We start from the raw sequence: 18,519 nt of genomic DNA on the forward strand, positions 1-18,519 counted from the left end.
CTGCAGATGGTCGCGCTGGTCTGCGCGCTGGCCGGCTGGGAGCCGCTCGTGCTCGGTCTGGAAACGCCCGCCGACCAGGTGGTCGCGCTCACGCGCGAGGCGCCGATCGACGCCGTCGCGATCAGCTGTGTCCTTCCGCCGACGGCAGTTGCAGTGGGCGAGCTGCGTTCGTTGCGACGTCGCCTGCCGCGATCCATGCCACTGCTCGTGGGTGGCGGCGGCGCGGCGGACGTCGACATCCGTGGCGTCGAAGCTGTCGCGAGCCTGCATGCACTGGACGAGTGGCTGCGGCTTCACCGCGAAGGAGTGCAGTCCACCTCGCGCTAGCAGCCTGCCGCAGCATCGTCGCGCGAAGCCGATCACGCGGTGCGTTCAGGCGCAGGCCGGACCCTGGCGGCGGCCGCGAGCCCACCACGTTCAGCGACACATGTTGTTGTCGTCCGTCACGTACACGCGCGTCCCGTCGAAGTACGTCGCGCCATTCTGGTAGCCGAGCGCGACCCACTGTCCCTGCTCGGTACCGACCTCGTGCTCCTGCTGGTACTGCAGCACCGCCTGCCCGTTGTGCTCGATGATGCGCCACCGACCCGAAAAGGAATCGCTGCCGCTGCTGTTTCCGAACACCCCGCCGACATCGGCGCTCATGCTGCTGCTGGAGCGGAAGTGGAAGGAGCCGTCGCTGCAGATGTACGCCTCCCACCGGTCGGAGAATCCGCCGCCCGACCCGTCGTTGTAGCTGTCGATGTAGGTGACCTTGCGACCACCAAGCTGGTTCATCCACTCCTGGACGAGCGGAGTGATCGCGGGTGCGGATGGCGACGCGCCCTGTCGTGCGACGTCGCCGGAGGCTGACATCGCGCCGGCGCCGCTCGCACCGCTTGCGGCCACGGTCGCATTGGCGCGCGTGAAGTCGAGTTGCCAGCCATCGGTCAGGTCCGGTTCGCCAGTGTCGGGATCGAACGCGCCCGCCAGCAGCCTGACGCCGTCGCCGTGCGCAGCGACCGCGAACCAGCCATCGCCATTCGTCATGCGCACGGTCCCCGTCGCACGGCCGTCCGCGAACGTGCCCTCCAGCGGGTTCTGCGTGCCGTCCAGGCCGTACAGCACACCGGTGAGGCGATCCCCTGCCTGCTGCAGCTCGAGCCTGACCGTCCCCTCGGGCGGCTGGTAGAGGTAGCTGCCCGTGAGGTCCTGTGCGGATGCGGGCAGCGCACCGAGCAGCAAGAGCCCGAGCGTCAGCAAGCGTACGATCAGAAATCCGCCGAAGCGTGCATCGTGCGGGGGGCGTCGCGCGGTGATTGCGCAAGTGTCCGCGCGGTTCGACGTCGTATGCATGAGTGCTCCTGGTTGAGCATGCGGTGCTGTCACTTCGCTATACGGGCGAGGGGATGGGGAGGGATCACGGGGTGAGTGAGCTGTGGGTGAGCCTGGTGCGGGTGGGGCCTCGTGTTGTGGGTGAGCGTCGTGCGGATGAACCTGGTGCGGGTGAGTCTGGTGCGGGTGAGTCTGGTGCGGGTGAGCCTGGTGCGGGTGAGCCTGGTGCGGGTGAGCCTGGTGTGGGTGGGCCTCGTGCGGGTGAGCGTCGTGCGGATGAACCTGGTGCGGGGACACCGTTCCCACTGTGCGCGTCACCCGTTGCGCGGTGGCTCCCACGCGTGACTGGCCGCGCCGGCAGGCGGCTGGTCCGCGCCGCCCAACGCCGCCAATCGCCTGTGCGCGCCACCCGGGCGCTGTGGCTCCCATGCGTGACTGGCCGCGCCGGCAGGCGGCTGGTCCTTGCCGCCCGACGCCTCCAATTGCCTGTGCGCGCCACCCGGGCGCTGTCGCTCCCATGCGTGACTGGCCGGTCCGGCAGGCGGGTGGTACGCGCAGACGCCGCCGGGCCTGTGGCGCGCCACGCGTGACGCGGCTCCCGGGCGTTTGGTGCGTCGCGGGGCGTATTGCCCTGAACCGCGCCAATGGTGGACCAGGCCCGGAAGCGCCTGCTGCGGCATCAGGCCATTTGCCCTACAGCGCGCCATGCGACGTCGCCCCGCGCGCTCCGTGTCGCGTTATCGGGCACCCCGGTCTGTGCAGCGCCAGTCTCGTCGCGCACCGACGGGCAGCCGCATGTCGCATCCGGAAGGCACCGTGCTCTGACCGGCCACTGGACCCACCGAAGCGGACGCGCGCCGCGACGTCACAGATCGTCGAGCGCGTTCGTCTCACACACGCCGGCCATATGGCCATGGCCTCGAAATGGCCTCGCACAGGGAGAGAGCAAATGACCCCGCAGAACAGCCTGCCCGTCCTCGCCGTCGCGCACCTCCGCAACGTCACGATGGGACCGGACATCCTGGAGTACCTGGAGCGGATCGATGCGACGCTGGAGCCGTACGATGGTCGCTTCCTCGTGCATGGCGGCCCCGTCGATTGTCTCGAGGGGAGCTGGACCGGCGACCTGATCATCATCCAGTTCCCCGACCGCGAGAAGGCAAGCGCGTGGTACGCGTCGAGCGAGTACCGGGAGATCCTGCCGCTGCGAGCGCGGAACGCCGATGGCGAGGTGATCCTGATCGAGACGGTACCGGCGGATCACCGCGCGACGGATATCCTGGCAAGGACGTGACGCACGGGTGCGGGAATAGCGGGATCGGCCACGCCCCTCGCACCGACTGCAAGGACGCGCACACGAGCACCGCCAATCACCGGCCTTCTCCGCCACCGACCTCAGCACCTTCCTCTCCCGCCCGTACCCGAGTCGTGGCCGGCTGCATCCCGAACTGCGCGTGTTCAGATGCGGCTGGTGAACGTGTTCCGTCGGTTCGGGCAGATGGCGGAGATGGCCGACGCCCGATAACTCGCCAAATGCTTCGGGCCTCGCGGCCGCGTGGCGCGCTGCCGGTGCTGATGCCCAGTACCGCGACAATCGTTCGGCGGGACGTCGAATGCATGGCGCGCTATCGGGCTCCACGCCCGATCAGGCGACACGCGACGCCGGACCACGCAGCCGTTGTCGCGTGATGGGGCAGCGCCGCTGACCTCAGGCGCACGTCGCGCACGGAGACGTACGCCCCCGCTTGATCCCGCACGTCGAGCGAGTACCGGGAGCTCCTGCCGCTGCGCACGCGGAGGGGCCGAAGCCGAGTCCCTGATCGACACAGTACCGGCAGTCAACGCACGGCTCGGGATGGTGCGTTTCGAGTTCCAGCTGACCGGCGACCTGTCGCCCGGGAGGAGCACGGCCACAGCCGGAGGGCGGTGAGACGGTCGGGCCTTACGCCCCGAACTCCTCGGGCTCCTCCGGGTCCGCCCAGAACTCGTCTTCTGCGGAGCGCACCTCGTCCAGGTCGATTGGCTCATCGGCCTCGAGCGGCAGCCCCAGCTCGATCCTGCGGATCGCGTCGTCGTCGATGGGTGAATGGCGGGCGCCGCGGATCCGTTGGCGGGCCAGGGCGCCTGCGCCGACAACGACGAGAGCGGCCATGATCCAGAGTATGCTCATGAGCCCATGCGTGTTGTCATCACCGCGCAGTACATCTCCCGGTGGTACGCCGATGCGCGCCGTGCGACCTCGCGCGGTGGCGTGAACCCCGCGCGCGCCGAGACTTCCGCCAGCCGCGCGAGCGGCAGCGGGTGGGGCACCCACGGGTTCGTCATGCGACGCTCGTACTCGATCACGACGACGCGCCCGTCTGGCTTCAGCCGCGCCGCTGCCTGCGCGAGCACGGCGTCGGGGGTGCGGGTGAAGTGAAGCACATTGGCGAACAGAAATCCGTCGACGGTGCTACGGCCGAGCGGTGCGATCGCGGTCAGGTCGTGCATGTCGCCGCGGACCGCGGTGATGGGTGCGGCTGCGTCACTCGCACGGGCATCGTGGACTCGGAGGCGGGCAAGGGCGCGCTCATCCGTGTCGACTGCCGTGACTGCGCCGGTCGGGCCGAGCAATTCGGCGAGCGCGCGGGCGAAGGTGCCGCTGCCAGCGCCGATGTCAGCCCATGTGCCGCGAAACGGACCGGCGGCGGCGAGGAAGCCGACAGCTTCGTCATGGGTCATGCGTGAAGGTAACGCACCCGTGTCGTGGGCGGCTGCCCGTTCGACCGGCTCTTCCGGCTCCTCCGGGACCTCCTCGCACGCTGCACGTGGTGCGGCTGTGACGTCATTTGTCGGGCTGCTGACGCTATCCGGCCGATCCTGCCCGGCCGCCATCCGCGTGGTCCCTTCCCTGCATCCGCCGAGCCTCGTCGTGCGCCGCACCGCTGCGCCAACACCACCTCGAACGGAGGATCACGCCATGTCAGTCGCTCGCGTCACCGAGATCAGTGCGACATCCGGAAAGAGTTTCGAGGACGCCATCAACCAGGGGATCGCACGCGCCGGAGATACGCTGCGCAACGTTCGCAGCGCGTGGATCAAGGAGCAGCAGGTTCGTATCGACGGCGGCAAGGTAGTCGAGTACCAGGTGAACCTGATGGTGACGTTCGTCCTCGACGAGTGACCCGCATGCGCTGCACGGCAGGCGACCTGCCTGCTGCGCAGAACGAAGGACTCCTCATGAACGCGCGGGGCCCGCAGTCATACGGCTGCGGGCCGCTCAGTCCGACTGCCGCTCCTCGAGTCTTGCTACGCGGAACCGTCAGGGCATCGACATCGCGAAGCAGGTCGTCGTCGGCCTGCAGCGAGCGGGCGTGGTCCTACTGCGCGTCCGGACAGCTCGTCCCGCAGTGTGCCGCCACGAGCAGCCGCGCCACTGCGTGGAACTCCTCGTGTGAGACGCGGCGCCCCTCACCGGGTCGTGTCTTGTGCGCAACGACCAGGTCGAGTGCGGGCACCACCAGGATGTGCTGCCCCACCGCACCGTGCCCCGCATACGCGCCCTCGTACTCCGGATCCAGGCGCGGATCGTCGAAGACCCACCACAGGTAGCCGTACCCGAAGGATCCGTCACGATGACGGTCGGGATTCATCTCCGCGCGCGGCGTCACGAGGCGCGTGCTCTCCTTGACCCACTCCCGCGGCACGAGCTGCGTGCCGGCCCAGTTCCCCTCACGCAGCATCAGGTACCCGATACGCGCCATGTCGCGCGTGGACAGGTGCATGTGGTACGCCGGATGCCGCGACACGTCGAGGTCACCCGACTTCCGGTGCAGTGTGCGATCGAAGTCCTGCATGCCGATGGGGCGGGCCAGGTCCGTCTCCAGGACGTCGTAGATGTCGCGGCCGGTCTCCTGTTCGAAGATCGTCCCGAGCGCATTGAAATCCCAGTTACTGTACAGGTAGTACGCACCTGGCTCCTGGGACCCGCGAGCCGGTGCACTCGCGAGGTCGTCGCCGCCGTTCGACGCCGGATGGTACACGCCCGAACGCGCGGAGAGGAGATCACGAATGGTCGCCTGCTTCTCGGCTGCCGTGAGCGCCTGGTGATCATCGATGCCCAGCTCCTCGAGCGTGCGATCGAGATCGATCGTGCCGTCCGCGACGTACGTTCCGAACAACATCGAGAGCACGCTCTTCCGTACGGATGCCAGGTAGCTGACCACCTCGACATCACCGTACTCGAAGAGGACCCGACCGCCCGAGACGGCCATGAAGCCCGTCGTCGAGAGCTGGCTGAGCGCTTCGCGCACCTCTTCCAGGCCGGCCGCGCTCCAGCCTGCCGCTTCCGGACTGGTGTGGTACTCCCACGCTGCCTGCGGATAGACGAAGGCTGCGGGCGCTGTGCTCGACGGGGCGGGTCGCGCGGAAGAACGGGCCGCCGGCGTGCATCCGCCCACGACGACTGCAACGACCAGTACTGCCCGACGCGCCAGCACGCATGCGCGTCGAGTGCCGGACGCGGATCGACGACCTCGCGTGGGTGTGCTCACGGTGCGCTCCCGTATTCAGAGTTGGTTGGAACCTGCGCCGGCCGCCTCAGCGCCGGCCGGGAATCGCCTGCAGCCAGTCCGCCTGATCGGGAGGCGCGCCGAACGGGTAGAGACGATTCAGCGGGCCATGCTCGAAGTCGAGCGCATCCAGGCGGATCGTGCCGAACCAGTCGCCCGGCGCATCGACGATCAGGATCGTCGGCGCATACCCGTTGTCGTCGAAGCCGCGCCGGAAATGGACCCGGCTCTTGGTGACGATGACGTCGAACTCGTCCGGATCGATCGGGCCGAAACGAAGCTGTTCGGGGCTCGTCGTCTGCTGGTAGGCGGGAACGAGCACCAGCATGCTGCCGTCACCATGTGCGATCACGGCCACGCGGTCGTACCCGAAACGCGCGCCACGCCACACCAGCGTTCCCTTGATCCGAACAGGCGGGCCAGCCTGCTCTCCCGTATAGCCGCCCACCTCGTCGTCGAACGGGTCACCCGACTGCAGGTCCGCCGCCCAGATCCGCTCGAGCGTCGGCTCTGCGGACAGCGAGCCGTACAGCACCCGCCCCACACGCTGGTCCAGCAGCGCACGAAGCGTCCACGTCGCATCTCCGGGGCGATCCCAGTAGTCCGCCAGCAGCACCGGCGTCGCACCGTCCGCGATCGCGCGGCGCGTGCGACGCACCGCCTCCTCCGGCAGCACGTAGCCGCCGCGCGCGAACTCCTCGCGCTTGCGCCAGATGAACTCCGCCATGTCCCGCGCGATCTCATCGGCCAGCGCCTGGTCGTCGTTGGTCATGACATGGACCTGCGCACCGATGTCCGGGACGTCCGCCCACGGAAAGCCGTAGAACACACTCACGTACGTGCCCGGGTTCGTGTTCTCCCAGATCCGCGCGCGCTCCATGATGTCCATCGAGGGCGATGCGCCCGTCCACTGCAGCACCGTGCCGGTCACGACGGGCGGCTTGATGCTCGCCGTCGTGGGCCTGTACTCGCCCCGCATGATGTTGCGGAGATACCGCGCCGCACGCTCGCCCTGGTGACCGCTGTCGTAGTGCGGGTACCGCTTGGTCACGAATGCACCATCCGCCCACTTCAGGAACTCCTCGTCCTCGTTGCCGTGCAGGTCGAACGTGGCGACGATCGGGACATCCGGACCGACCACCTCCCGGAAGCGACGCGCCATCTCCGCCTCGGGACGCGGAATGTTGCGGACCGCCATCGCGCCGTGCAGCGCGAGGTACACGCCGTCCACCGGCAGCTGCGCGCGCAGCTCGTCCAGCATCTGCCCGACGAAATGATCGAACACTTCCTCCGCGTTCCACGGCCGCGACGAGCCGCCCCACACCCCGGCGGGTGAAGTCAGGGGGACGAGCTCGACGTCGCCGAACTCACGCGCCTGCCGGACGAAGCCGCCCATGTAGCCGCCGCGCTCCAGCAGCGAGTCGCCGCGCAGCGGACCGCCGCCGCGCGTCCAGTCCTCGATGACCGGGTCAGGGCCGGGACAGAAGGTGCACGTCTCGTGGGAGAACTGGGCGACCGCCACGCGGAACTCGCGGCTCTGCCGCCCGGCCGCCGTGTCGCAGGCGGACAGCAGGACCACCAGGGTCGCACCGAGGACAACGAACGGAGCACCAGTCACCGTCATGCAACCTCCCGCGCCGGGTCCCATATTTTGCAACTGAGTTTCAGAGGATGATGTGGTATATTGGGGCGTGATGTTCCTGCAATGCAAGCGTCCCCTGCGCAGCCCGGTAATGACTGGAACCCATACATCGGTGGGTGTGCCGTGATCGAGCACGTGATGGAGGTTCTCGACCTGTTCAACGCGTCGCGGCGCGAGATCGGGGTGATCGAGGCCGCCGAGCTGCTGGGCCGGCCGAGGAGCACGACGTCGCGGTGGCTGAGTCGCATGCTGACTGCGGGATTCCTGGACCGCGATCCGGACTCCGGCCGCTACCGTGTATCGATGCGCCTGTCCGCGGTGGGGGAGCTGGCGCGGCAGGCGATCCCGCTGCAGCGGCTGGCGTATCCGTGGCTGGAGCAGATCACGGCGTCGACGGGCGAGACGTCCAATCTCGTGCTGCTGGGCGCGGATGGCATCGGCATCAATGTCGAGGCGGTCGAGAGTCCACGGCAGGTCGCGCACATGGGAGCGGTGGGGCGGCGATTTCCGCTGCATGCGAGTGCGGCCGGCAAGGCACTGCTGGCGTGGCGCTCGACGGAGGAGGTGAAGTCGCTGCTGTCGTTCCCGCTGGAGCGAAGGACGGCGAACACGATCGCGGACCTGGATGCACTGCTGGTCGAGCTCGCTGCAGTCCGTGTGCGCGGATACGCGGTGAACTGGGCGGAGAGCGAGGACGACCTGGTCGGGATCGCCGCACCTGTCCGGGATCATCGCGACGAGGTGATCTGCGCGCTCTCGATCAGCGCGCCGGTCTGGCGGGTCTCGCGGGACGATCTGCCGCGGCTCGGGCGGCAGATCGTGGATCCGGCGATGTCCCTGTCCAGGTCACTGGGCTGGCGCGGCCCCGACGGCTGAGCGCGTCGACACCTCGCCCGCGATGCAGCTCAGTGCAGCAGCGTTCCGGGTCCGTACAGCACCCGCCCCGGCCGCGCATCGGTCATGCGCCCATCCTCGAAGACGACCGCGCCATTCACGACGACGAGTGAGAAGCCCTCGGCGTACTGGTGGGGCTGATCGAACGTGGCGACGTCACGCACGCGAGCCGGATCGAACACGGCGAAGTCCGCCTTCATCCCCGGACGCAGCACACCGCGATCTTCCAGTCCGAGCCGCTGTGCGGGAAACGCCGACATCTTCCGCACGGCTTCTTCGAGCGTGAGCGTTCCGCGCTCGCGCACGTAGGTGCCGAGCACCCGCGCGAAGGTGCCGTAGCTCCTCGGGTGCGGGTGGCCGCTGCCCGGCTCCGGGATCTCACCATCGCTCGCGATCATCGTTGCGGGATGCCGCATGATGCGTTCGATGTCGTCCTCGTTCATGGCGTGGAACACGCCGCTGCAGCCGCCCTGTGCGGTGATCCAGAGGACCGTTTCGGCCGCGTTCTCGAGCGTCGGCTCCATCCCGCGCTGCCGGGTCACGTCGGCGAGGGTTTTCCCTGCGAGCGACGGGTCCCACGAGCATCGTACGATCACCACGTTCTTCGGATCGCCGCCGCCGCGCTCGAGGCGGATGATCTCGGCGGACTCCGCCCGGATGCGTGCCCGCGTCGCGGCATCGTTCAGGCGTGCGCGCACGGCGGCGCGGTCGCCCTCCAGCGCCCAGGCCGGAAGCAGCGCCGACTGCACGCTGGTGCTCGACGCCGTGTAGGGGTACTGGTCGATGGTCGCGTCGACTCCGCGGGCGCGCGCCTCGTCGACTCGCCGCAGTGTCTCGACGCTTGCGCCCCAGTACCCGGGTCCCACGACCTTGTGATGCGTCACCTGCGTCGGCAGCCCGCCCTCCTCGCCGATGCGGATCGTCTCCTCGACGCTGGTCACCACGCCCGCGGCTTCGTCGCGCATGTGCGAGATGTGGATGCCACCCAGTGCGCCCGCTACGCGGGCGAGCTCGACCACCTCGGCTGTCGGGGTGAACGCACCGGGCGTGTAGAACAGGCCGGAGCTCAGGCCGAATGCGCCCTCCTCCATCGAGCGGCGGACGATCGCGCGCATCTGTTCGATCTCGGCAGGCGTAGCGGCGCGGTCTGCGTTCCCCATCACTTCGGACCGGACGGATCCCTGTCCGACGAAGCTGGCCATGTTGACGGACGTGCCGAGTGAATCGAGCGCGGCGAGGAACGGTGCGAGTGGCAGCGGTGAGCTGCCGTCAGGCCCCTCGACCAGCGTCGTCACGCCCTGCCGCACGTAGTTGTCGGCTGTCGGGCGTTCGAAGATGCCACGGCGCGCATGCGTGTGGATGTCGATGAAGCCCGGTGCGATGACCTGGCCGGCCAGGTCGATCACGCGCTTCGCGCTGCCGTCGATGGTAGGGGCGATGTGCACGATCTCGTCACCCCGCACCGCGATGTCGCCGACGTACCAGGGGTTGCCGGTGCCGTCGACGATGCGGCCGTTGCGCAGCAGGAGGTCGTAGCTGGCACCCCGGGGGTTCGCTGCTGAACCGACGCGATCGGCAGCAGCCGAGATGAATGGCGCCGCGAGGCGCTCCGCGAGCTCCGGCGTCATCGGCGCCGACCCGAGGTTCGCGAGTGCGGCCACGACCACGCGCGCATCCGGATAAAGGGTCAGGATCGCACGGCCTCCCACGGAGCCGCCCGTGTGTCCGACCCAGCGGCGACCCGCCGTATCGGTTCCCGACCGCCAGCCGATGCCGTAGTTCGTCGCGGAGCCGTCCGCGATACGCTGTGACGTGAAGAGCTCGGCGACGGTCCCGGGCCGGAGGAAGCTGCCGTCCAGGTGGGCCCAGCCGAAGCGAACCATGTCCTCGGTGTTCGAGATGAACCCGCCGCCCGCCCACTTGTAGCTGTTGTCGACGTATTCGGCGTTGAGCACGCGCCCGCTCTCATCGTCGCGCTCGTAGAAGTCTGCGCGATGCTGGATGATACTGTCGGTGTGCTCGGCGACGATCGAGCGCAGGCCGAGCGGCTCGAAGACTTCGCGTCGCATGTGCTCCAGGAACTCCTCGCCCGTTGCGCCCTCGATCACGGCGCTCACCAGGTTCCAGCCGTAGCTCGAGTACTGATAGCCGGTGCCGGGCTGGAACAGCAGCGTGTCGTCCTGGAAGATCGCGAGCCCTTCCGTCACCGTCGGGTAGCGGTCCCGGCTGAGGAACTCGCCGCCCCGGTAGTGGCGGATGCCGGCCGTGTGTCCGGCGGCCTGCCGCGTGGTGATCGGCCAGCGCTTTTCGGGGAAGGACGGGACGTAGCGCTGGACGGGCGCATCGAGATCGAGCCGCCCCTGCTCGACCAGGCGGCCGATCGCAGCGGCCGTGACCGGCTTCGATACACTGCCGATCCGCATGCGCGTCAGCGTGGTGACCGGAACGCGGTGCTCCAGGTTGGCAAAGCCGAAGCCCTCGGACCAGACGACGTCACCATCAATCAGGACCGCGACCGACATGCCCGGGATCGATTGCTCGTCCATGACTGCGGTCACGGTCGCCCGGGCCTGCGCGATCGCATCGGCAAAGGCGGTCGGCGCAGGTGCCTCGGCGGCCACGACCTGCGCGTGGACGCGGTGCGCCGGGTACGCCGTGGCCAGGCTCGCCACAGCGAGCAGGATGCAGTCAGGAATGAGACGGGTGCGTCGGCGGCACCGTCCGGTCGGCTCTCTCATGGTGTGGTCCTCGGGTTCCTGTGCGGGGCGTCAGGGCGGTCCGATCCTTGGACGGACCGCCCCGTCGTGCAGGCCTAGTAGCCGGCGTTCTGCGTAATGTTCGGATTCACGTCCACCTCCTCGAACGGAATCGGCAGAATGCAGAAGTTGCACGGATACGACATCGAAGCGCGTGTGCTCGTGTTGTCGACGCGCACGATGTCCTGCTTGTGTCTCATCAGGTCGTGGATGCGGTGCCCCTCACCGACCAGCTCGATCCTTCGCTCGATCAGGATCTCGTCGAGAAGCGCCTGCCCCGTCGCGGTCACGTCCGGTGCCGTGGCGAGCCCACGCTTGCGGATCAGATCCAGGTCTGCCTGCGCCGCCGCCGTGTTCCCGAGGCGGGCGTTGGCCTCGGCACGGTTCAGGTACACTTCCGAGAGCCGGATGACGGGGATGTTGTCATCGCCGGGCGCCAGCGGCCACTTGTTCACGCGCATGCTCGCGTAGATGCCGGTAAGCAGCGGATCGACGACGAACACGTCGTTCCGGACGTCGCCCGGCGGGATCAGGTTGAGCAGATCCTTCGACGGCAGGTAGTCACCGTAGCCGCTCGCGCGGTACATCCCTCCAATGCCCTCGTTGCCCTGGCGGTCCGCGGAGTTGTACTCGAGCTCGAAGATGGCCTCCGGCGAAGCACCGATGGAGAACTGGCTGACATACGTTGCACCGGTGGCCAGTGTGTACTTGTTACTCCCGATCACCGAGTCCGCCATGGCCACAGCCCTGCCCCAGTCCTCCATGTACAGGTAGATCCGGGAGAGTATGGCCTGCGCGCCGCTCCTGGACATCATGAACGGCGGATGGCGATCGGTGGTCATCCGGCCGAGGCCCGCCGTGAGGTCGGCCACGGCCTGCCCGTACACCTCCGCCACCGTGCTCCGACCCGGGCGCGCGGTGATGTCCGACGCCAGCACGATCGGCACGCCCGGGTGACCGGCATCGGCCGTGAACGTGTAGTGCTGGGCGTACATCCGCGCGAGGTCGAAGTACGCGAGCCCGCGCAGGGCGTACGCTTCACCGATGATCTGGTTGTACTCGGCCTGCTGCGATGCGGGCGGCGTGAACTCCGCGTTGATCATCCGGTTGAGCCGATCGATCCCCTGGTACACGGCGGCCCACAGCTCGCGCTCGTACATGTGGCCGGAGATCACCTGGCCCTCGAAGTCGGCGAATTCCTTGTACCGGTTCGCCGTGCTGTTCTTCTTGATGTCCTCGCCCATGATGTCGGACATGATGTACATGCTGCGTCCGTACCAGGCGTTGGACTGCATCGCGTCGTACACGCCGACGATCGCGGCGCGGAAATCATCGACGGTCTGGAAGTAGATCGCGTCCGACACGGACTGGTGCGGCTCCAGGCCGAGGAAGTCGGAGCACGCCGTGCTTCCCGCCGCAACCGGCAGGAGCAGCGCCAGTGTCAGGACCTTCGTATGCCTCATGATCCCACCTCGTTCCTGTGATTGATGGCCGGTGTTCGTTCGTTGGGTCGTCATCAGAACACGGACCTGAAGCCGATGCTGATCGTCTTCATGTTGGGCGACGTCGTCTCGTACACACCGTCGAACGGCTGCTCGGGATCGATGTGCAGATCGCTGTCCCCGACCCAGGTCAGGAAGTTCGTGAGCTTCGCGTCCAGGCTGAGCGACTGCATGCCCACCCGACCGGCCAGCGAATCCGGGATCCGGTACGAGAGGCTCACGTCCTTGAGGCGGACATAGTCACCCTTGAACAGGTAGCGGGCGTTGTAGTTCGGGTTGTTGTTCGCGCTGCCGCCCCACACCTGCCGCGGAACCTTGGCGTTGTCGCCCGGCTGCTGCCAGCGGTTCTCCCAGGCCCACTGCGACGTGGAACGCGGCAGGAACGCGCCATCGCCGTTGTAGTAGCGGGCGGCGTACTCGTAGATGTGGTGGCCGAACGCGTAGATCGCGTTCGTCTGAACCGTGACGGGCCCGGCGCTGGCGGACAGGCCGAAGCTCCCGATGTACTTGGGCGTCGCCGTCTTCCCGTCATAGATGCGGTCGGTCTCATTCAGGAGACTCGTCGTCGCCGTCTTCGTTTCGTCGGTGTAGTAGAGCGGATCGCCCGTGGCGGGATCCACGCCCGCCCACGGGTACAGGAAGTACTCCTGGTAATCCCGCCCCTCTTCCCGCCGGAACGCTCCGTCGACGTACGCATCGCCGAGCTTCGTGATCTCGTTGTTCTGGCTGGTGATGTTGAAGTTGGCACCCAGGTCGAAGCTCTGTCGGCGCAGTACGCTCGCCTGCACCGAGAACTCCCAGCCCCAGTTCTCCATGTCGCCGTAGTTCTGCAGCATGTTCCGGAAGCCGGTGGTGTAGGATACCGGCACGTTGAGCAGCAGGTCGCTGGAGACCTTTCTGTACCACTCGAGTGCGCCGCTGAACCGGTTGTCGAGGACGGCGTAGTCGATGCCGACGTTGAACGCCGCCTGGGATTCCCAGGTCAGGTTCCGGTTCTCCACCTGCGACGGCCCGGAGCCCGGCAGGTTGTAGTACGTCGGCGCAAAGCTGTACAGCCCCTGCCACTCGTATGAGCCGATGTCGGCGTTCCCGATCTCACCGTACGATCCCCGCAGCTTCAGGTAATCGACGAACGAATTGTCGGCGAGGATCGAGTTGGTAAGGGTGTAGCCGAGGCCGAGCGACCAGAAGTTACCGTACCGCATGTCCGGCCCGAACTTGGACGAGCCGTCACGGCGCACCGACGCCGACACCAGGTACGTGCCGTCGTAGTCGTAGTTCGCGCGCGCGAACATGGAGGCGAAGGAGTACGCCAGCCGGTCCGACGAGCCCTGCGTCAGCGCGGCGCTGGCGCCCGTCTTGAGCGACGGGTGGGCAAAGCCGGAGCCGCTCGCGCGGACCCGGTTCCTGCTGGTCTTGCTCGCTTCGACGCCCACCACGGCATCGACATGGTGCGCGTCGCTGAATACGTCCGCGAAGGACAGGGTGTTCGTTCCCTGCCACGCCAGCACGTTCGCGCGACCCTCGTCGAAGCCACCACCCAGGTTCCTGCTGTCCCCGAAGCGCGGGTTCTGGTACTCGTAATCCGAAACGCTGTAGAGGTCGAAGCCCCACGCCGACGACAGCGAGAACCGGTCGTCGAACGTGAACGTACCGGTGAGGTTTTCGATGACGCGCGTCGTCTCGCGCTGCCAGACGTCCTCCTTCAGACCACCCACGGGATGGTACGCGCCCATGATGTTGGTGTGCCTGGCGTACCACTCGCCGTCTTCGTCATACATCGGAATGACGGACGGCATGAACACGACCTGGTAGAACGGCGCCCGGAATGCGGTGCCGTCCTGGTGGGCGTTCTGCGACGTGTGTGACAGGCTCAGGTTGTTGGCGAGGCGGAACCGGTCCGAGATCCGGGCCGTCAGGTTCGACCGCCCCGAGTACCGGTCGAAGTCGGTCGAGATCACGACACCGTCCTGCAGGAACGCGCCGCCGGAGACGAAGTACGTCAGGTTCTCGGTGCTGCCGCGCGCGCTCAGGTCGAACTGCTGCGTCGTTCCGCGCTGCGTGATCAGGTCCAGCCAGTTGTTGTCCTCACGAACCGGAAACGCGTTCTCGAACTGGGTCTCCGCAGCCTCGCGGCTCATGCCCGCGTTCATCCGCGACTCGATGTAGAAGTCGTGATAGTCGGATGCGTTCAGCCCCTGGTGCAGGTTGGTGAACGCCAGGCTCGAGAAGCCGGTCAGGTAGTTGAACTCGAACTGGGGCCTGGCCGCCTGGATGCTGTTTCCCGCCACGCCGCCCTTGGTCGTGATCAGGACGACGCCGTTCGCGCCCCGCGACCCGTAAATCGCGGTCGACGCCGCGTCCTTCAGAACCACGATGCTTTCGACATCATTGGGATTCAGCGAAGCGAGCGTGTTTGCGCTGCGACCCGAGTTGGCAAAGCCGGTCAGGTCCAGACCCGCGGCATCGTTGAACAGGGGGATGCCGTCCACCACGTAGAGGGGTTCACTACCGGCGGTGATGGAGCCGACGCCCCTCACCCGAACGTTGATGCCGCCGCCGGGCGTGCCATCCGCACTCGTCACCACGATGCCGGGCGTGCCCTGCAGCGCCGTCTGCAGCGATGCGGTCGGAAGCTGCTTCAGCTCGTCGGCGGAAACGGACAGCACGGACCCAGTGAGCGCTTCCTTGCGCGACGTGCCGTATCCGGTGGCTACGATCTGCTCCAGTCGGAGCGCGTCTACGCGCAGCACGGCTTCGATCCGCGCCGGCTGATCGGCCGAGACGGTTACCTCCGTCCGGTACGTGGCGTATCCGAGAAAGCCTACCTCGACCTGGTGGCGACCGACGGGGACACCTTCGATGACGAACGACCCGCTCGCATCGGACATCGTGCCGATCTGTGTCCCGGCGACCACGATCGACGCACCAGCGACGGCCGTGCCGGTGCCTTCCTCGATCACCCTGCCCAGGATCGTGCCGCGGGCGTCCTGCGCGTTGACAGGTGCGACCGTGACCACGCTCAGCAGAATGAGCAGTATGAATGAAGCGACGCCCGAAAGCCTGACCTTGCCGTGCTTGCACATGCCGGACACTCTCCTTGTCTCAGACGTAGGCACTGACAACGACGAACCGGCTGGTGGAGACAACAGGACGTCCATCTGCTCCCCCGCTGAAAAGGGTGATACGTCACTTGCGTCGTGACTGCGCTCGGTGTTCGACTTCACGCCTCGCTCGCTGCCGCGACCTGCTGCCAGAGTCGGAAGAAGTTGCCACCCATGATCTTGCCGATCTCCTCGTCGCTGTAGCCCGCGTCCATGAGCGCGTCCACGATCGCGCGAAAGTTCGCTTCTTCACCGAACTCCGGGATGTACTCCATCCCCCGCAGGTCGCTCGCGATGGCCACGTGATCGATGCCCACCAGGTCCCTCACATGACTGATGTGCGCGACCATGTCGGTGACGCTCCCGAGCGCCTTCGCGGGCCAGATCCCGATGATGCCTCCGCGCGCGGCGATCGCCTCGATCTCCTCGTCGGTGATGTAGCGCGCACCATCGTGCAGCGCCTTGACGCCCGTGTGGCTGAAGACCATCGGCTGGGAGGAGACCTCCAGCGCGTCCATCAGTGTCGGGGTGTTCGCGTGGGCGAGGTCGACGATGATCCCCAGGCGGTTGGCCTCACGGATCAGCTCGCGGCCGAAGTCCGTCAGCCCCTCGTCGATGTACGGCTCCGTCTGCTTGTGGCCGACGTCGTTGTTCAGGAAGTGGATGAGCTGGACCAGACGCACCCCGCGACGATGGATCTCGCGCAGGTTGTCGAGACTCCCCTCGATGCCGTCCGCGCCCTCCAGCGCCGCCATGATCGAGAGCTTCCCCTGCCGCTTCGCCTCCAGCACCACATCGGGTGAAACCGCGAGCACGGCGTCACCGTCCTCCACCGTCCTCGTGATCCGCGCGAGCCGATCCAGCATGAAGGCGAAGCCGTCGCCCGGCTCGAGCGGGTAGACCTCGTCACCTCGGAGGCGTGGTACGCTGCTGCCGTCCGCCCCGGTGTAGCCGCCGTGGAACGCCGCGTCGCTGCTGACGTTCGCGACGATCAGATCGATGTTGCCGCGCCGATACGTCGCCAGCTCGTCCGCCTCGATCTTCTCGACATTCGCGCGGTGAAAGCGGCTGGGGTGGGCGTGGATGTCCGCGAAGACGTGGTCCTGGTGGATCGCCGCGACCCGCGCGTCCCGCTCCGCGACCTGCGAGTCCGGCCCGGACTGGCATGCGCCAAGCGCCAGTCCCACGAGGAGCACCCTGCCGGTAGTTGCCGCGAACGCCATGACGTCTCTCCTGACCCTGGTGAACCGATCAGAGGCGTCGGCCACGCGACGACCTCACACACGCAATGCACGGCGATGCCCGCCGCTTCCCCGAGGAACGGCGCAGCTTCGCCCCGAACGCCCGGTGCGTTCGGCGCCCGCGAGGCGTACGACGACTGCACGCGACAGACGCGCAGCGCCCCGGCCGTCGGCCACGACGGCGCCCACGGGCAATCAGCCCTCGTGCTGTTGATGCGATGCAGATCCGGACGTGCCGGATCATCAGTCCAGGGTCAGCAGTGCAGGCAGTCGCGGAGTCCCGTTACCGCTGCACTCTGACATATCGTTCGCGAGCGGGCGGCAGGACGGCGTCCGGCCACCAGGCGGCGGTGTCCCCGAGGCGATGGGTGTCCGTTCCCACCATCGCCTTTGGCGACCCGCCCGCCTCACGCTCATCTGCGTCAGGCAGGTCTATCGCGCCGCGTGCGACGCGGCGTTCCATATTTTGGAATTGATTTCCAGTTTGAGGGTACTGCGGGGGCGAGATTTCGGCAAGCTCCCGCCCCGTCAGCGGCTCTGTGCGCCTGCGTCGTTCGCCCCCGGCAGCCCCGCGGCCGGCGCATCGCCCCACCACCAGAACGTCGGCCCGGGCCGCTCGCGCGGGTACACCTCCGCGAGCGTGTCCGCGTCGTAGAGCCGACCGTTCTTCATCACCAGCCGCAGCGTGTTCGTGTTGCGGATGTCGTCGAGCGGATTCGCGGCGAGCACGAGCAGGTCCGCGAGCTTGCCGGGCTCGATCGAGCCGAGATCCTGGTCGAGGCCGATCGCGTCCGCGCCGTGCAGCGTGGCCGCGCGCAGCACCTGGTGCGGCGTCATCCCACCCGAGGCGAGCGCCCACATCTCCCAGTGGAAGCCGAGCCCCTGCGTCTGGCCGTGGCTGCCCACGCCGACGCGGCCACCGGCATCGACGAGCCGCGCGGCAAAGCGCGCATGCTCGTCGAACACGTGTTCCTCGGGCATGGTCCACTGGCCGCGGCGACGGGTGGCGCGGTCCACCTCGTCGTGCGGTGTGAGCCGTCTCAGCTTCGCATCGTCGTGCACGTCCTCCCGCTCGTAGAACCAGTTCGCGGCGGGCGGGCCGCCGTAGGTGACGAGCAGTGTCGGCGTGTACGTCGTGCCATTGGCGACCATCAGGTCGACGATGTCGCCGTAGAGCGGCTGCACGATCCAGTTGTGCTCGTGCCCGGGGTAGCCGTCCAGGTTCTGCGTCAGCTCCAGCCGGAAATTGAGCGATGCCTCGGTCGTCGGCATCAGCTCCAGCTCGCGCGCGGCCATCACGATGAGCTGCCGCTGCAGCCGCGTGCCGGCCGTGTACTGCTTGATCGTGCCGGTGCCGTAGTACTCCTTGTAGCGGCGGAGCACGGTGCGCGCGTCGTCCAGTGTGCGGATGCCGTCGTTGCGGTCGATGCCGGGGCCCGTGTGGAAGATGCGCGGCCCGAGGATGTCGCCGGTCTCGACGAGGTCCGCGTACGTGAGGATGTCGGTCAGCGTGGTC

At 67.6% G+C, this 18,519-nt stretch carries 15 protein-coding genes; 5 read left to right on the plus strand and 10 right to left on the minus strand.

Translation table 11 applies throughout. The features are described from left to right. The coding region (locus tag VFU06_08040) for a cobalamin-dependent protein (GenBank protein HEU5209345.1) at positions 1-327 on the plus strand (327 nt) is incomplete at its 5' end. 90 nt (positions 328-417) lie between these two features. On the opposite strand, the gene VFU06_08045 is transcribed toward VFU06_08040, so the two are convergent. Continuing rightward, on the minus strand, positions 418-1,335 hold the full coding sequence (locus tag VFU06_08045) for a hypothetical protein (GenBank protein HEU5209346.1): 918 nt from the start codon (positions 1,333-1,335) through the stop codon (positions 418-420). A 120-nt stretch (positions 1,336-1,455) separates the two neighbouring features. On the opposite strand from VFU06_08045, the gene VFU06_08050 reads away from it, so the two are divergent. Both VFU06_08050 and VFU06_08055 read left to right on the plus strand, forming a co-directional pair. Next, the gene (locus VFU06_08050) at positions 1,456-1,659 is read left to right on the plus strand and encodes a hypothetical protein (GenBank protein HEU5209347.1); all 204 of its coding nucleotides are present in this window, start codon (positions 1,456-1,458) and stop codon (positions 1,657-1,659) included. A gap of 604 nt (positions 1,660-2,263) precedes the next feature. Then, positions 2,264-2,608, plus strand: coding sequence for a DUF1330 domain-containing protein (locus VFU06_08055; GenBank protein ID HEU5209348.1), 345 nt, complete (start codon positions 2,264-2,266; stop codon positions 2,606-2,608). A gap of 648 nt (positions 2,609-3,256) precedes the next feature. On the opposite strand, the gene VFU06_08060 is transcribed toward VFU06_08055, so the two are convergent. Beyond that, positions 3,257-3,484: a hypothetical protein gene (locus VFU06_08060; protein HEU5209349.1), complete on the minus strand. Its 228-nt coding sequence runs from the start codon at positions 3,482-3,484 to the stop codon at positions 3,257-3,259. Then, entirely contained in the window at positions 3,481-4,035 is a 555-nt protein-coding gene (locus VFU06_08065) for a class I SAM-dependent methyltransferase (protein HEU5209350.1), read from the minus strand. The genes VFU06_08060 and VFU06_08065 overlap by 4 nt, the downstream gene beginning before the upstream one ends. A 238-nt stretch (positions 4,036-4,273) precedes the next feature. Between VFU06_08065 and VFU06_08070 the strand changes: the two genes are divergently transcribed. After that, positions 4,274-4,477, plus strand: a complete 204-nt coding sequence (locus tag VFU06_08070) for a dodecin family protein (GenBank protein ID HEU5209351.1) — start codon at positions 4,274-4,276, stop codon at positions 4,475-4,477. 196 nt (positions 4,478-4,673) lie between these two features. Here the strand turns inward: VFU06_08070 and VFU06_08075 are convergent, their stop codons facing one another. Then, positions 4,674-5,846, minus strand: a complete 1,173-nt coding sequence (locus VFU06_08075; GenBank protein ID HEU5209352.1) for a serine hydrolase — start codon at positions 5,844-5,846, stop codon at positions 4,674-4,676. A gap of 46 nt (positions 5,847-5,892) precedes the next feature. Beyond that, positions 5,893-7,488, minus strand: coding sequence for a M81 family metallopeptidase (locus VFU06_08080; GenBank protein HEU5209353.1), 1,596 nt, complete (start codon positions 7,486-7,488; stop codon positions 5,893-5,895). A 141-nt stretch (positions 7,489-7,629) separates the two neighbouring features. On the opposite strand from VFU06_08080, the gene VFU06_08085 reads away from it, so the two are divergent. Further along, positions 7,630-8,382 carry an IclR family transcriptional regulator gene (locus VFU06_08085; protein HEU5209354.1) on the plus strand — a complete coding sequence of 251 codons (753 nt, stop codon included), beginning with the start codon at positions 7,630-7,632 and terminating at the stop codon, positions 8,380-8,382. A 29-nt stretch (positions 8,383-8,411) separates the two neighbouring features. Here VFU06_08085 and VFU06_08090 read toward each other — a convergent pair whose 3' ends face one another. The 5 genes from VFU06_08090 to VFU06_08110 all read right to left on the minus strand — a co-directional run. Further along, the gene (locus VFU06_08090) at positions 8,412-11,138 is read right to left on the minus strand and encodes a serine hydrolase (GenBank protein HEU5209355.1); all 2,727 of its coding nucleotides are present in this window, start codon (positions 11,136-11,138) and stop codon (positions 8,412-8,414) included. A gap of 74 nt (positions 11,139-11,212) precedes the next feature. Next, positions 11,213-12,619, minus strand: a complete 1,407-nt coding sequence (locus VFU06_08095; protein ID HEU5209356.1) for a RagB/SusD family nutrient uptake outer membrane protein — start codon at positions 12,617-12,619, stop codon at positions 11,213-11,215. A gap of 53 nt (positions 12,620-12,672) precedes the next feature. After that, positions 12,673-15,744, minus strand: coding sequence for a SusC/RagA family TonB-linked outer membrane protein (locus VFU06_08100; GenBank protein HEU5209357.1), 3,072 nt, complete (start codon positions 15,742-15,744; stop codon positions 12,673-12,675). Positions 15,745-15,881: 137 nt separating this feature from the next. Continuing rightward, on the minus strand, positions 15,882-16,985 hold the full coding sequence (locus tag VFU06_08105; GenBank protein ID HEU5209358.1) for a membrane dipeptidase: 1,104 nt from the start codon (positions 16,983-16,985) through the stop codon (positions 15,882-15,884). Positions 16,986-17,531: 546 nt separating this feature from the next. After that, positions 17,532-18,519, minus strand: a 988-nt coding sequence (locus VFU06_08110) for an amidohydrolase family protein (GenBank protein HEU5209359.1), incomplete at its 5' end; no start/stop codon positions are given.

The sequence above is a fragment of the Longimicrobiales bacterium genome (genome assembly GCA_035764935.1).
Classification (GTDB): Bacteria; Gemmatimonadota; Gemmatimonadetes; order Longimicrobiales; family RSA9; genus DASTYK01.